Annotated in this window: 10 protein-coding genes; 7 read left to right on the top strand and 3 right to left on the bottom strand. The window is 58.8% G+C overall.

All coding sequences use genetic code 11. From position 1 onward, the window contains the following. Positions 1–4 precede the first annotated feature (4 nt). Positions 5–943 carry a beta-aspartyl-peptidase gene (gene iaaA / locus L383_RS21125; protein WP_023332483.1) on the bottom strand — a complete coding sequence of 313 codons (939 nt, stop codon included), beginning with the start codon at positions 941–943 and terminating at the stop codon, positions 5–7. Between the two features lie 188 nt (positions 944–1,131). Between iaaA and moeA the strand changes: the two genes are divergently transcribed. Beyond that, the gene (gene moeA, locus L383_RS21130) at positions 1,132–2,364 is read left to right on the top strand and encodes a molybdopterin molybdotransferase MoeA (RefSeq protein ID WP_023332482.1); all 1,233 of its coding nucleotides are present in this window, start codon (positions 1,132–1,134) and stop codon (positions 2,362–2,364) included. Between the two features lies 1 nt (position 2,365). After that, on the top strand, positions 2,366–3,118 hold the full coding sequence (gene moeB, locus L383_RS21135; protein ID WP_023332481.1) for a molybdopterin-synthase adenylyltransferase MoeB: 753 nt from the start codon (positions 2,366–2,368) through the stop codon (positions 3,116–3,118). Positions 3,119–3,207: 89 nt separating this feature from the next. On the opposite strand, the gene fsa is transcribed toward moeB, so the two are convergent. After that, on the bottom strand, positions 3,208–3,870 hold the full coding sequence (gene fsa, locus L383_RS21140; protein ID WP_014883128.1) for a fructose-6-phosphate aldolase: 663 nt from the start codon (positions 3,868–3,870) through the stop codon (positions 3,208–3,210). A 127-nt stretch (positions 3,871–3,997) separates the two neighbouring features. On the opposite strand from fsa, the gene L383_RS21145 reads away from it, so the two are divergent. The 4 genes from L383_RS21145 to L383_RS21160 all read left to right on the top strand — a co-directional run bounded on the left by L383_RS21145 (position 3,998) and on the right by L383_RS21160 (position 9,723). Then, positions 3,998–4,897 carry a glycyl-radical enzyme activating protein gene (locus L383_RS21145; RefSeq protein WP_014883127.1) on the top strand — a complete coding sequence of 300 codons (900 nt, stop codon included), beginning with the start codon at positions 3,998–4,000 and terminating at the stop codon, positions 4,895–4,897. A 4-nt stretch (positions 4,898–4,901) separates the two neighbouring features. Beyond that, the gene (locus L383_RS21150; RefSeq protein WP_023332480.1) at positions 4,902–7,334 is read left to right on the top strand and encodes a formate C-acetyltransferase/glycerol dehydratase family glycyl radical enzyme; all 2,433 of its coding nucleotides are present in this window, start codon (positions 4,902–4,904) and stop codon (positions 7,332–7,334) included. Between the two features lie 167 nt (positions 7,335–7,501). Further along, positions 7,502–8,317, top strand: a complete 816-nt coding sequence (locus L383_RS21155) for a Cof-type HAD-IIB family hydrolase (RefSeq protein ID WP_023332479.1) — start codon at positions 7,502–7,504, stop codon at positions 8,315–8,317. A 149-nt stretch (positions 8,318–8,466) separates the two neighbouring features. Then, complete coding sequence (locus L383_RS21160) at positions 8,467–9,723, top strand: DUF1479 domain-containing protein (RefSeq protein ID WP_023332478.1); 1,257 nt, start codon at positions 8,467–8,469, stop codon at positions 9,721–9,723. Here L383_RS21160 and L383_RS21165 read toward each other — a convergent pair. After that, positions 9,720–10,793 carry a LacI family DNA-binding transcriptional regulator gene (locus L383_RS21165; protein ID WP_023332477.1) on the bottom strand — a complete coding sequence of 358 codons (1,074 nt, stop codon included), beginning with the start codon at positions 10,791–10,793 and terminating at the stop codon, positions 9,720–9,722. The two genes, L383_RS21160 and L383_RS21165, sit on opposite strands and share 4 nt — an antisense overlap. A gap of 288 nt (positions 10,794–11,081) precedes the next feature. Here L383_RS21165 and L383_RS21170 point away from each other — a divergent pair, with 288 nt between their 5' ends. After that, entirely contained in the window at positions 11,082–12,383 is a 1,302-nt protein-coding gene (locus L383_RS21170) for an MFS transporter (protein ID WP_023332476.1), read from the top strand. Positions 12,384–12,386 lie beyond the last annotated feature (3 nt).

The raw sequence follows: 12,386 nt of genomic DNA, 5'->3' as shown, positions 1-12,386 counted from the left end.
CCCCTTATTCACGATAGATGCCCGTGCTCGGTTCATCACCGGCGTAACCCCAGGCGCGATACATCCCTTCGCTGTTAAACGGCAGGGCCACGTTGCCCTCACGGTCCACGGCAATTAGGCCGCCAACGCCGCCCAGAGCAGGCAATTTTTCCATTACCACACGCTCGCAGGCCTCGCTCAGGCTTAAACCGCCGTAGTCCATCAGGGCGGTGATGTCGTAGGCCGCGAGTGCGCGAATAAAGACTTCGCCGGTGCCCGTACAGGAGACGGCGGCCGTGGCGTTGTTGGCATAGCAGCCAGCGCCCGGCAACGGGCTGTCGCCGACGCGTCCGGGCAGCTTGTTGGTCATGCCGCCCGTGGAGGTCGCCGCCGCGAGGTTACCGGCTTTATCAAGCGCCACCGCGCCAACCGTGCCCATTTTGGTGGTTTCATCCAGCGGCGCAGTATGGTCAAGCTGCGTCATGCCCGCCGAACGGGCTTCCAGCAGCTGTTGAAAACGCGCGTCCGTGGAAAACAGATCGGGCGAGACCGGTTCCATTCCGTGACCGAAGGCAAACGCCTCCGCCCCGGCGCCCGTCAGCAGCACGTGCGGGCTCTCTTCCATTACCAGACGCGCTGCCAGCACCGGATTACGCAGACGACTCACTCCCGCCACGGCGCCTGCCTTAAGGGTGACGCCGTCCATCACGCAGGCATCCAGCTCGTGGGTTTCATCCCGGGTAAAGACTGAACCGATGCCTGCATTAAAGAGCGGACACTCCTCCAGCAGACGCACCGCCTCGGTGACCACATCCAGCGCGCTCTCGCCCGCTTCCAGCATTTTTTGACCTGTTTCAACAATGGCGTACAGCGCGTCAATATAACGCTTTTCCTGCTCAGGACTGAGCTGTGCACGGGTGATTGCCCCTGCGCCACCATGAATTGCGATTACCGCATTAACCATTCACATCACCCGTTAGCCTGATTCGCGGCTTTTTCTATAAATATCATTATCGTCGATGAAACTTCAGATGATTTTTGAATATAGAAAGACGCAACTGTGATGTAAAGCGTACACCCATCGGGTCATACAGTTAGCCGCACTTTTCTGCCATAATGGACGCTTTCGTTGTTACTCCTCAGGAGCCCACCATGGATTTTACCGCCGGACTGATGCCGCTTGAGACGGCACTCACGCAGATGCTTGACCGACTTTCGCCGCTGCAAGACGTCGAAACGCTGCCCCTCGTGCGCTGTTTTGGCCGAATCGCCGCGCGCGATATCGTCTCTCCGCTTAACGTGCCGGGGTTCGATAATTCCGCGATGGACGGTTATGCGGTACGCCTGGCGGACCTCCAGACGGGCAACGCCCTGCCGGTGGCGGGTAAAGCCTTTGCCGGTCAGCCGTTTAGCGGTGAATGGCCTGTGGGCACCTGCGTGCGCATCATGACCGGCGCGCCGGTTCCGCCAGGCTGCGATGCCGTGGTGATGCAGGAAGAAACCGAACAGACGGACGACGGCGTGCGTTTTACCGCCAGCGTCAAAGCGGGCCAGAACATCCGCCGTACCGGCGAGGACATTACCCTTGGCGCAACGGTCTTTGCCGCCGGGCAGAAGCTGACGGTGGCGGAGCTTCCGGTGCTGGCCTCGCTCGGCATCGCGGACATTGACGTTATCCGGAAAGTGCGCGTCGCGGTGTTCTCCACCGGTGACGAGCTGCAGCTTCCGGGCCAGCCGCTGCAGGACGGTCAGATTTACGACACCAACCGGCTGGCAGTCCACCTGATGCTGGAGCAGCTGGGCTGCGAAGTGATTAATCTCGGCATCATTCCTGACGATCCGGAAAAACTGCGCGCGGCATTTATTGAGGCGGATAAATCCGCCGATGTGGTCATCAGCTCCGGCGGCGTCTCCGTGGGGGAAGCGGATTACACCAAAACCCTTCTTGAAGAGCTGGGCGAAATCGCCTTCTGGAAGCTGGCAATCAAACCGGGCAAACCGTTCGCGTTTGGCAAGCTTCCGCACAGCTGGTTCTGCGGTCTGCCGGGTAATCCGGTCTCAGCGGCACTCACCTTTTACCAGCTGGTGATCCCGCTGCTGGCGAAGCTTTCCGGCAACACCGCCAGCCCGCTGCCGGAACGCCTGCGCGTGCGCGCCGCGACGCGCCTGAAAAAATCGCCGGGTCGGCTTGATTTCCAGCGCGGCATTCTGGCGCATAACGCGCAGGGTAAGCTGGAAGTCAGCACGACCGGGCACCAGGGTTCGCACATTTTCAGCTCCTTCAGCCTGGGCAACTGCTTTATCGTGCTGGAGCGCGAGCGCGGCAACGTGGAAGCGGGTGAATGGGTTGAGGTAGAGCGCTTCAACCACCTGTTCGGAGGCTGACATGACGGTGGAACTGAGCGACCAGGAGATGATGCGCTACAACCGCCAGATTGTCCTGCGCGGGTTTGATTTCGAGGGACAGGAAGCACTCAAGGCGGCCAGCGTGCTGGTTGTTGGCCTCGGCGGGCTCGGCTGCGCCGCCGCGCAATACCTGGCCGCGGCGGGCGTGGGCAGGATGACGCTGCTGGATTTTGATACCGTATCGGTGTCTAACCTGCAGCGCCAGACGCTGCACAGCGACGCGACCATTGGCGAGCCAAAAGTGGAATCCGCCCGGGCTGCCCTGGCGCGCATCAACCCCAACGTTCAGTTCACCCTGCTTGACGCGATGCTGGATGACGAGGCGTTATTTGCGCAGATTGCGCAGCACGATCTGGTGCTCGACTGCACCGATAACGTCGCCGTTCGTAACCAGCTTAATGCAGGCTGTTTTGCCCACAAAACCCCGCTGGTCTCCGGTGCGGCGATCCGCATGGAGGGGCAGATCAGCGTCTTCACCTATGCGGAGGGGGCCCCCTGCTACCGCTGCCTGAGCCGTCTGTTTGGTGAGAATGCGCTAACCTGCGTTGAGGCGGGCGTGATGGCGCCGCTCGTCGGCGTGATTGGGTCGCTGCAGGCGATGGAAGCGATTAAAGTGCTGGCGCATTACGGTACGCCTGCCGCAGGAAAAATCGTGATGTATGACGCGATGACCAGCCAGTTCCGCGAGATGAAGCTGATGCGTAATCCGGGGTGTGAGGTTTGTGGAGGTTAAAGCAAACGGCAACCTTCAGGTTGCCGTTTTAGTGTTTGCTCCCTCTCCCTGTGAGAGAGGGTTGGGGTGAGGGCATCAGGCCGCACCCGTCAAATCGACGTCCGACCAAACGCCCCCTGCCAGTCCTGCTCAAACTTCACAATCGCTGCGTCTACCGCAGGAGAGGTAATAAACTGCTGCGCCACGTCCAGCGGCAGCGTGATGGACTCGCATCCTGCCAGCAGGCAGTCCAGCGCCTGACGTGGGGTTTTAAAGCTCGCGGCCAGCACTTTTGATTGCGGGGCGTGCAGCGTCAGCAGCTGTTGCAGCTCAACTACGGTCTGGATACCGTCCCCGCCCTGTGCGTCCACGCGGTTCACGTATGGCGCGACATACTCGGCTCCTGCCAGCGCGCAGAGCATACCCTGGGCCGCGCCGTAAACCGCCGTACCCAGCGTCGGAATGCCTTCCGCTTTCAGCATCTTGATGGCTGCCAGCCCTTCGGCAGTTACCGGCACTTTCACCACCAGGTCGTTAATCATCGCGCGCAGCTTACGCGCGTCTTCCACCATACCTTCAGCGGTCGTCGCCATCACCTGCGCGAACAGACGGCCTTTACCGCCCATCGCGTCGTGCAGCGCGGGCAGAAGCTCATCCAGCGGCGTTTTACCTGCCGCCACAATGCTTGGGTTGGTGGTCACGCCCGCCAGCGGGAAGATACGCGCCAGCTTTTTGACTGCCGCTACGTCAGATGTGTCGAGATAAAGTTCCATGATGTCACCCTCAAAATTAGTCTGCACTTAACCTATCACAGGAAAACCTGCTCAGGAGTTGACCTGCATCAAGATAACTTTCATTCGAAAGTAATTTAATCTTCATATGCAACATGAGGGTAAAAACATGATCTTCAATATTCAGCGTTACTCCACCCACGATGGCCCCGGTATTCGTACCGTGGTGTTCCTGAAAGGCTGCTCGCTGGGCTGTCGCTGGTGCCAGAACCCGGAAAGCCGCTCCCGTAGCCGGGACGTGCTGTTTGATGCGCGCCTGTGCCTTGACGGCTGCGACCTGTGTCAGCAGGCGGCGCCGGGCTGTATCGAACGCGCGCTGAATGGTCTCGTCATCCACCGTGAAAAATTGCGTGAAGAGACGCTCAACGCCCTCACCGACTGCTGCCCGACGCAGGCGCTGACCGTATGCGGTGAAGAACAGCAGGTGGGCGAGATCATGGCGACCGTGCTGCGCGATAAGCCCTTTTACGACCGCAGCGGCGGCGGTATTACGCTTTCCGGCGGCGAGCCGTTTATGAACCCGGAGCTGGCGCACGCGCTGTTTAAAGCCAGCCACGAACAGGGGATCCACACCGCCGTTGAAACCTGTCTTCACGTGCCGTGGCACTATATCGAGCCTTCATTACCGTACGTCGATCTGTTCCTCGCCGACTTGAAACACGTCGATCCTGAGGTGTTCAAACAGTGGACGGACGGCTCGGCCAAACGGATCCTCGATAACCTGAAGCGCCTTGCCGCTGCCGGGAAAAAAATCACCATTCGCGTACCGCTGATTCAGGGGTTCAATGCCGATGAAGCGTCCGTGACCGCCATTACCAACTTCGCCGCCGATGAACTTGGCGTCGATGATATTCATTTTCTGCCGTATCACACGCTGGGCATGAACAAATACACCCTGCTTGGCCAACCCTACTCTGCCCCTGACAAACCGCTGGATAACCCTGCCCTGCTGGACTTCGCGCAGCAGTACGCCTGCCAGAAAGGGTTAACCGCGACCTTACGAGGATAAACCTATGACGACGTTAAATCTCAACACCCTCAGCGAGCGCATCAAGGCGCACAAAACCGCGCTGGTCCATATCGTTAAGCCGCCGGTCTGTACCGAGCGCGCGCAGCATTACACCGAAATGTACCAGCAGCACATGGACAAGCCGATCCCGGTGCGTCGCGCCCTGGCGCTGGCGCATCATCTGGCTGAGCGTACCATCTGGATCAAACACGACGAGCTGATTATCGGTAACCAGGCAAGCGAAGTTCGCGCCGCACCCATCTTCCCGGAATACACCGTCTCCTGGATTGAAAAAGAGATCGACGATCTGGCGGACCGTCCGGGCGCGGGCTTTGCGGTGAGCGAAGAGAACAAGCGCGTCCTGCATGCGATCTGCCCGTGGTGGCGCGGCCAGACGGTGCAGGATCGCTGCTACGGCATGTTCACCGACGAGCAAAAAGGCCTGCTGGAAACCGGTATTATCAAAGCCGAAGGCAACATGACCTCCGGCGACGCGCACCTGGCGGTGAACTTCCCGCTGGTGCTGGAGAAAGGTCTCGACGGCCTGCGCGCTAAAGTCGCCGAGCGCCGCTCGCGTATCAACCTGACGGTGCTGGACGATCTGCACGGCGACCAGTTCCTGAAAGCGATCGATATCGTGCTGGACGCGGTGAGCCTGCACATCAAACGTTTTGCCGCTCTGGCACGCGAAATGGCGGCCACGGAAACCCGCGAAAGCCGCCGCGACGAGCTGCTGGCGATGGCGGAAAACTGCGACGTGATTGCCCACGAGCCGCCAAAAACCTTCTGGCAGGCGTTGCAGCTGTGCTATTTCATTCAGCTGATCCTGCAGATTGAGTCTAACGGTCACTCCGTGTCGTTTGCCCGTATGGACCAGTATCTCTATCCGTTCTACCGCCGCGACGTGGAGCTGAACCAGAGTCTCGACCGCGAACACGCCATTGAGCTGCTGCACAGCTGCTGGCTGAAGCTGCTGGAAGTGAACAAGATCCGTTCCGGCTCGCACTCTAAGGCCTCTGCCGGTAGCCCGCTGTACCAGAACGTCACCATCGGCGGCCAGAAGCTGGTCAACGGTGAGCCAATGGACGCGGTCAACCCGCTCTCCTACGCGATTCTGGAATCCTGCGGTCGCCTGCGCTCCACTCAGCCGAACCTGAGCGTGCGTTACCACGCAGGCATGAGCAACGACTTCCTTGACGCCTGCGTACAGGTGATCCGCTGCGGCTTCGGGATGCCGGCGTTCAACAACGATGAAATCGTTATCCCGGAATTTATCAAGCTCGGCGTTGAACGTGATGACGCCTATGACTACGCGGCCATCGGCTGTATCGAAACCGCCGTGGGCGGCAAGTGGGGCTATCGCTGCACCGGCATGAGCTTTATCAACTTTGCCCGCGTGATGCTCGCCGCGCTGGAAGGCGGCCGCGACGCCACCAGCGGTAAGGTATTCCTGCCGCAGGATAAAGCGCTCTCTGCCGGTAACTTCGATAACTTCGAGGAGGTGATGGCGGCGTGGGATACGCAGATTCGCTACTACACCCGCAAATCCATCGAAATTGAGTACGTGGTGGACACCATGCTGGAAGAGAACGTGCACGATATTCTCTGCTCGGCGCTGGTGGACGACTGCATCGAACGCGCGAAAAGCATCAAGCAGGGCGGCGCGAAGTATGACTGGGTTTCCGGCCTGCAGGTGGGTATCGCCAACCTCGGCAACAGTCTGGCGGCGGTGAAGAAGCTGGTGTTTGAACAGGGCGTCATCGGTCAACAGCAGCTGGCGGCGGCGCTGGCGGATGATTTCGACGGGCTGACCCACGAGCAGCTGCGTCAGCGTCTGATCAACGGCGCGCCAAAGTACGGTAACGACGACGACAGCGTGGATATGCTGCTGACGCGTGCTTACCAGACCTACATTGAAGAGCTGAAGCAGTACCACAACCCGCGCTATGGTCGTGGTCCGATTGGCGGTAACTACTACGCGGGCACCTCCTCCATCTCCGCAAACGTGCCGTTTGGTGCGGCAACGATGGCGACTCCGGACGGACGTAAGGCGCATACCCCGCTGGCGGAAGGGGCAAGCCCGGCGTCCGGTACCGACCACCTCGGCCCGACGGCGGTCATCGGCTCCGTGGGTAAACTCCCTACCGAGGCGATTCTGGGCGGCGTGCTGCTGAACCAGAAGCTGAACCCGTCGACGCTGGAAAACGACAGCGATCGCCAGAAGCTGATGGTGCTGCTGCGCACTTTCTTCGAGGTGCATAAAGGCTGGCATATTCAGTACAACATCGTCTCGCGCGAAACGCTGCTGGAAGCGAAGAAACACCCTGACCAGTACCGCGATTTAGTGGTACGCGTGGCGGGCTACTCGGCGTTCTTCACCGCCCTGTCGCCGGATGCACAGGACGATATTATTGCGCGTACCGAGCATACGCTGTAAAAAAACGCCCGGTGGCGCTGCGCTTACCGGGCCTACATTGTCTCCCCCGTAGGCCGGGTAAGGCGAAGCCGCCACCCGGCTTTCTGACTTTCATTCGAAATTAAATTTGTGCTCCCCGTCACCTTGTTATTAGAATGTTTCAAAACGCAGTGACCCAGGAGCACAGTATGACCGTAAAAGTTATCGTCACCGATATGGACGGAACTTTCCTTGATGATGCCAAGCAGTACGATCGTGACCGCTTCCAGGCACAGTTTGAGCAGCTTAACACCCGCGGCATTGAATTCGTTGTCGCCAGCGGCAATCAGTATTATCAGCTCATCTCCTTCTTCCCTGAGCTAAAAGATCGAATCTCCTTCGTGGCGGAAAACGGCGCGCTGGTGTTCGATCACGGGGAACACGTTTTCCACGGCGAACTGACTCGCCATGAGTCGCAGATCGTCATTGGCGAACTGCTGAAAGATAACGCGCTGAACTTCGTGGCCTGCGGACTGGAGAGCGCTTACGTCAGCGATAAAGCCCCGGACGAATTTGTGGCGCTGATGTCTAAGCACTACCATCGCTTAACGCGCGTCAGCGATTATCACGAGATTGACGATGTGCTGTTCAAGTTCTCACTGAACCTGCCCGACAGCGATATCCCGAACCTGATCGACGCGCTGCATGTTTCTCTCGACGGCATTATGAAACCGGTCACCAGCGGTTTTGGGTTTGTGGACTTGATCATTCCTGGCCTGCATAAAGCCAACGGCATCAGCCGCCTGCTGAAGCGCTGGGAGCTCTCCCCGCAGCAGTGCGTGGCCATTGGCGACAGCGGCAATGACGCGGAGATGCTGAAGCTGGTGAAATACTCATTTGCGATGAACAACGCGGCAGAAAGCATCAAACAGATCGCCCGCTACAGCACCGACGACAACAACCATCAGGGCGCGCTGAACGTCATTCAGGCCGTGCTCGATAACCATTCCCCGTTCGACGCCTAATCTCTCTCCCGCCGGAGCCCCGCTCCGGCCTCTCACTCTTTTTCCGTCCTGTGGCTTGCGTCAAGTTTTTAAACTTGCATTAACTTATTTTTAACTTAAAGTATCACTTGTAGATATTTTTACTTTCGAATGAAAGATGCGAGGTAGTTATGACCTTTACCAGTGAAACTTTGCCAGCGGACCACAAAGCGGCAATTCGTCAGATGAAGCGCGAGCTACGCGCCCAGATCGGTGATGTTCAGGCGGTGTTCGACAAGCTCAGCGACAACATTGCCACCCGCGTGGCAGAGATCAACGCCCTCAAGAATAAAGGCCAACCCGTCTGGCCGACGATCCCGTTCGCGGATGTGAAAAACGGCACAATCACCGCTGAACAGCGCGAGGCGGTTAAGCGTCGGGGCTGCGCGGTGATCAAAGGTCATTTTCCGCGCGAACAGGCGCTGGCGTGGGATCAGTCGATGCTCGACTATCTCGATCTCAATAAGTTTGACGAGGTGTATAAAGGGCCGGGCGATAACTTCTTCGGCACCTTAACCGCCTCTCGTCCGGAGATTTACCCGATCTACTGGTCGCAGGCGCAAATGCAGGCGCGTCAGAGCGAAGAGATGGCGCAGGTGCAGTCGTTCCTGAACCGTTTATGGACATTCGAGAGCAACGGCAAGCAGTGGTTCGATCCGGATGTCAGCGTGATTTATCCGGATCGTATTCGCCGCCGCCCACCGGGCACCACCTCTAAAGGGCTGGGCGCGCACACCGATTCCGGCGCGCTGGAGCGCTGGCTGCTGCCTGCCTATCAGCAGGTGTTTGCCCGCGTGTTTGACGGCAATATTGATAAGTACGATCCGTGGAACGCCGCGCACCGCACCGAAGTGGAAGAGTACACCGTGGATAACACCACCAAGTGTTCGGTGTTCCGTACTTTCCAGGGCTGGACGGCGCTGTCGGACATGATCCCCGGCCAGGGACTGCTGCACGTGGTGCCCATCCCGGAAGCGATGGCTTACATTCTGCTGCGTCCGCTGCTGGAAGACGTGCCGGAAGACGAACTCTGCGGCGTCGCGCCGGGCCGCGTGCTGCCGATTTCGGAAAAATGGCACCCGCTGCTCATCGAAGCATTAACCAGCATACCGGCGCTGGACGCAGGGGATTCCGTGTGGTGGCACTGCGATGTGATCCACTCCGTCGCTCCGGTGGAAAATCAGCAGGGCTGGGGCAACGTGATGTACATCCCTGCCGCGCCGATGTGCGAGAAGAACCTCGCCTACGCGAAAAAGGTGAAGGAAGCGCTGGAAACCGGTGCGTCACCGGGAGATTTCCCGCGTGAAGATTATGAAAAAAGCTGGCAGGACCGCTTTACCGTGAACGATCTCAACATCCACGGCAAGCGCGCGCTGGGTATGGTTTAACTGTCGTACAGCCCTTCCCGCTCAACGGCGGTGCGTCGTTTCCCCTGACGTATCCGCCGTACCGATTCCCGCACGGTCAGCGTGCCGTTCAGCAGCAAGGTTCCCACCGGCGCGTCAGGGCGCATCAGCCGCTGCTGGAGCATATGCACCGCTTCCGTTCCCAGTTCATCACGCGGGACATGCACTGCCGTCAGGGGCACATCCTGAATCGCCGCCAGATTAAAGCCGTCGATGCTCATGACGGAAACGTCCTGCGGTACCCGCAATCCCTGTTTCTGCAAAGCGCTGATGGTGCCCGCCGCCATAAAGTCGCCGCCGACCAAAAACGCGGTGGGCAGATCTTTTCCCTTCTGCTGGTTAAGCCACTCGCTAACCAGCTGTTCCGTTTCGCGCGCGCTAAAGCTCGGCACCACCAGCAGATCGCGCTTGTCGCTGAACGTCAGGTTATGGGCGTGCCACGCGTCGCGGATCCCTGCCAGGCGCAGCTCCATGGTGTAACGGCGCAGGCACAGCACGTTCATCACGTCGCGGTGTCCCATTTCGAACAGGTATTCCGCCGCCCGCTCGCCAATGGCGCGATGGTCCGGCGCTACGGCAGGCAGACGCATGTGGCGGTCACGGCAGTTAATCAGCATGCAGGGTTTCCCCACGTCCACCGCCAGATCGTGGATATGCGGATCGTCAATACCGAGCAGAATGGCTGCCTGGGTATCCGGCTCGTTCATGCGTGCCAGAAAAAGCTGTGCGTCGCTGTCGTTCTCCTCCAGCGCACAGTAGCGTAGCCGAACCTCGTGCGAAGCCAGCCCTTTGCTGACGCTCTGGATCACGCGGTAGTAAAAGATGTCGGACCGCTCGTCAAAGGCTCGCTGGGGAGCAAAAACCACCAGGCTGTTAAGCAGCAGACGCCCCGCCGCCATGCCATCCATCACCCCCAGCTCCCGTGCGCACGCCAGCACCTTTGCACGCGCTTTTTCGCTGGTGTTCGCTTTGCCCGCCAGCACGCGGGAAACGGTACTGATAGAGAGTTGCGTACGGGCGGCGATTTCGGTGATTTTTAGCCTTTTGTCCATTTTGTGATCTGGCTCCATTTGCGAAATGAAAAAATTTTCATAGCGTATCTGTCAGGTAATAGCGGGCATAACGACCATCATGCCAGAGGGTTTGCGCCCGTTATGAGAAACTTTGCACAAAATCCACTATTGCCCACTCATTTTCTCCCTTAAGGTGAACTTGTCACACAACTTCCATACTAGTTGTATAGCAACTTAAGCATTCTAAACGGATAGAAATCAAAGGCATAACAATCTGTGTGACACCTGAACCTCCGTCCCCTTAGCGTCCGTCTTGTGGAGAGTAAAATGAGTCAGGACATCAATAACACCGTTGCGACAAGCAAAACCCGTCGCGTCATCAAGAACCTGCGCTGGTACGTGCTGGTGCTGTTTTTACTGGGCGTCACCGTTAACTACATCACCCGAAACTCATTGGGGATCCTCGCGCCGGAACTGAAAGAGAGCCTCGGGATCACCACCGAGCAATACTCCTGGATCCCCGGCGCATTCCAGATCGCCTACACCATTTTCCAGCCCCTGTGCGGCTGGCTGATTGACGTCATCGGCCTGAAGATTGGCTTTATGGTCTGCGCCGGGATCTGGGCGCTGATGTGTATCTTCCACGCGGGGGCCGGAAGCTGGCTGCACCTGGCTATCCTGCGCTTCTTTATGGGGGCCTCTGAGGCCGCCGCAACCCCGGCGAACGCCAAAACCATCGGTGAATGGTTCCCGAAATCGGAACGTCCTGTTGCCGCCGGTTGGGCGGGCGTGGGCTTCTCCATCGGTGCGATGCTGGCCCCGCCAATTATCTACTTTGCTCACGCGTCGTTTGGCTGGCAGGGTGCGTTTATGTTTACCGGCGTGCTGGCGCTGCTGTGGGTGATCCTCTGGTGGGCGTTCTACCACAACCCGGAGCAGCACCCGAACCTGAGCAAGGATGAGCTGGCATTTATCAAGCAGGATAACGAACCGCCTGCGGTCAAACTGCCGTTCCTGACCGCGCTGAAAACCGTCTCGAAAAACAAACGTTTCTACGGTATCGCCATCCCGGCCTTTATGGCGGAACCGGCCTGGGCGGTGTTGAGCTTCTGGGTGCCGCTGTATCTCGCCAAAGAACACGGCATGGACCTGAAGCAGATTGCGATGTTCGCCTGGCTGCCGTTCCTCGCCGCTGACCTCGGCAGCGTGGCAAGTGGCTACCTGACGCGATTGTACACCCGCCTGTTCGGCTGCTCCCGCGTTAACTCGGTCGTCGCCAGCTCCGTCACCGGCGCGTTTCTGATGATTTCTCTGGGCATTGTCGCCATTACCCGCGACCCGTATATCACCATCGTGCTGATCTCCATCGGCGGCTTTGGGCACCAGATTATCTCCTGCATGCTCAGCGCCCTGGTCGTGGAGTCGTTTGATAAGGGCCAGATGGCGACCGTCAACGGCATGCGCGGCTCGGCGGCGTGGATCGCCAGCTTCCTGTTCTCGCTGTTAATCGGTGTGACCGCCGACAAAATCGGCTTTAACCCGCTCTTTATTGCCATGGGCTTCTTTGACCTGATTGGCGCTGTCTTCCTGGTAGCATTTATTGCTGAACGTCGCGCCAAGCGCGCCTGATAG

The sequence above is a fragment of the Enterobacter sp. MGH 37 genome (genome assembly GCF_000534515.1).
GTDB classification, from domain to species: domain Bacteria; phylum Pseudomonadota; class Gammaproteobacteria; order Enterobacterales; family Enterobacteriaceae; genus Enterobacter; species Enterobacter kobei.
Note: the sequence above shows the minus strand (reverse complement) of the source record. Positions and strands in the feature narration are given on the sequence as shown.

Bases quoted from the DNA above. Each gene is read 5' to 3' on its own strand.
- fsa (WP_014883128.1), bottom strand. From the start codon at position 3,870: ATGGAACTTTATCTCGACACATCTGACGTAGCGGCAGTCAAAAAGCTG.
- L383_RS21160 (WP_023332478.1), top strand. From the start codon at position 8,467: ATGACCTTTACCAGTGAAACTTTGCCAGCGGACCACAAAGCGGCAATT.
- L383_RS21150 (WP_023332480.1), top strand. From the start codon at position 4,902: ATGACGACGTTAAATCTCAACACCCTCAGCGAGCGCATCAAGGCGCAC.
- L383_RS21165 (WP_023332477.1), bottom strand. From the start codon at position 10,793: ATGGACAAAAGGCTAAAAATCACCGAAATCGCCGCCCGTACGCAACTC.
- iaaA (WP_023332483.1), bottom strand. From the start codon at position 943: ATGGTTAATGCGGTAATCGCAATTCATGGTGGCGCAGGGGCAATCACC.
- L383_RS21155 (WP_023332479.1), top strand. From the start codon at position 7,502: ATGACCGTAAAAGTTATCGTCACCGATATGGACGGAACTTTCCTTGAT.
- L383_RS21145 (WP_014883127.1), top strand. From the start codon at position 3,998: ATGATCTTCAATATTCAGCGTTACTCCACCCACGATGGCCCCGGTATT.
- moeB (WP_023332481.1), top strand. From the start codon at position 2,366: ATGACGGTGGAACTGAGCGACCAGGAGATGATGCGCTACAACCGCCAG.
- moeA (WP_023332482.1), top strand. From the start codon at position 1,132: ATGGATTTTACCGCCGGACTGATGCCGCTTGAGACGGCACTCACGCAG.
- L383_RS21170 (WP_023332476.1), top strand. From the start codon at position 11,082: ATGAGTCAGGACATCAATAACACCGTTGCGACAAGCAAAACCCGTCGC.